Genomic DNA, 2008 nt, shown 5'->3' on the forward strand with positions numbered 1-2008 from the left:
ACTGGTTCTCTTCCGGCAGGCGTTGCGTTCGTTAGTTGGCCAGTTTCTGTTCGAAAGATTTCTACTCGCACTCTTTACCCTTCTCTTAGTTTCGATTGTTATTTTTGACCTGATGGAGGTGGTTCCTGGCGACTGTGCTACTCGCATGATTGCCTGTAAGAACACCCAAGGAACAGTCATTACAGATGCAGATATTAAAGCAGAACGTAAGTTGCGCGGACTTGACGGTGCCGTTTACGAACGCTGGGGAGAGTGGATCTATGGACTGGTCACCGAGGGAGATCTGGGATTTTCATGTGAAAAAAGAGCACCGGTACAACAAGTTATAGGGGATCGCTTCCTCATTTCTTTAGCTGTCTGTGGACTGGGATTGCTGTTTGCCTACTCCTTGGCGCTGCCACTGGGGGTGATTTCTGCGATCATCATGACCCAACCCTCGGTTGATCATGATCCCCATCACTCAGCAGGGGAAAAATTTGGTAGAAGTCTCGGATTAGACACTTCAAAGATTTTTGAGGCACTGCTCCGCATTGTTTCCTACCTTGGCTTGGTGTTACCCAATTTTTTGATAGCTCTGGGAATCATCGTCTTCTATATCCAACTGGACCTTGATGCGCCAATTGGCCTTTTTTCCGAAGAATTCAGAGACCAAGCTTGGTGGCTTGAAGATGGATTCAATACTGCCAAGTTTGGAGACTTTTTGTGGCATTTTTGGTTACCGGTGTTCACCTTGGGATGGTCCGCAACAGCACTACAATTACAGACCGTTCGTGCCTTAACCATTGATGAGGCAAATAAGCTCTATGTTACAGCTGCACGAGCGAGAGGCTTAGCAGGAGTGAGCCTTTGGATGCGTTATCCAGTTTGACACTCCATTGGCCCTCTGGTCAACTCAGTTGGATTTGACTTCAACAGAATCTTCAACGATTTACCCATTGTCGCTTCAATCATACTTTTGACAGATGCTGGGCAACTATTGCTGACAGCTCTGGCTTTCACGAATGATCAGGAATTAGCCTCATCTATTCTCTTTCTGATTACACTCACAATTGTCGTGGTAAATTTCTTGAGTGATGTTCTGCTAGCTCTCTTCGATCCAAGAATTCAACGTAGTGTTTTGAAGGGAGGGTGATGCGAGCAGAGAGTTATTACACTGCTGGTCAATTTGCTCTGATTCGGGCTTGATTTTTCAGGAAGCCCATCTCCTGCACAGCTGGAATTCTCCTGACCTTACTGATCCTGACTAGCCTTTTTGCCTCTTTTCTTTCTCCTCATGAACCAAATTCGGCGGGCGCTAATCGGCAGTATATCAATGGTCCCCCACAAATGCCCAAGTTTCGGAATCAGGATGGTAGTTGATCCAAACCCTATCTGTGCACATTTGAACAGCAACTTGATCGAAAGACCTTTCGAAGAGTTCAGGTAGAAAATTGTGAGAAAAAGCGATACCTAACCTGGTTCCCTCGGACTTGGAAGTATCAGCTGATTAACCTGAATTTGGGATTCACAGAGTTTACCTTAACCTCCGACCTTCATCTCTTTGGCATAGAGACTGGTCAAATCCATCTTTTTGGTACTGAGAAAGCTGGTAAAGATATTTTTGGCAGAACTTTTCATGCAATCTGGGTTTCACTTTTCATTGGCTTCCTTGCATTAACTATCAAGCTCACGACCTCATTACTAGTTGGGGGAATCTCTGGGTATTTTGGTGGTCACATTGATGCTGTACTCCAAACCTTTACCGAAGCTGTTCGAGTCATTCCTCCCATCCCTATTTATTTGGCCTTGGCTGTAGCGATGCCAGATGAGTGGAGTTCTGAAACTCGCTATTTTGCTATTGCCTTCATCATTGGAGCATTTGATTTCCCTACCTTAGCGCGAAGACTACGAACTCATCTGCTAGCAGAGCGCAACCAGGAATATATTATTGTAGTAAAACTCTCTGGTTCCAGTTCCAGTCGAATCATCAGGAGGCATCTGATACCTAGCTTCCTTAGCTATATCATCG

1 protein-coding gene and 1 pseudogene are annotated in these 2008 nt (G+C 45.3%); both read left to right on the forward strand.

The features are described 5' to 3' along the window. Positions 1-22: 22 nt before the first annotated feature. A pseudogene (locus P8O70_03140) lies at positions 23-1132 on the forward strand (ABC transporter permease). Between the two features lie 365 nt (positions 1133-1497). Further along, a partial coding sequence (locus P8O70_03145; protein MDG2195878.1) for an ABC transporter permease subunit occupies positions 1498-2008 on the forward strand: 511 nt, incomplete at its 3' end.

It is taken from the genome of SAR324 cluster bacterium (genome assembly GCA_029245725.1).
Lineage (GTDB): Bacteria > SAR324 > SAR324 > SAR324 > NAC60-12 > JCVI-SCAAA005.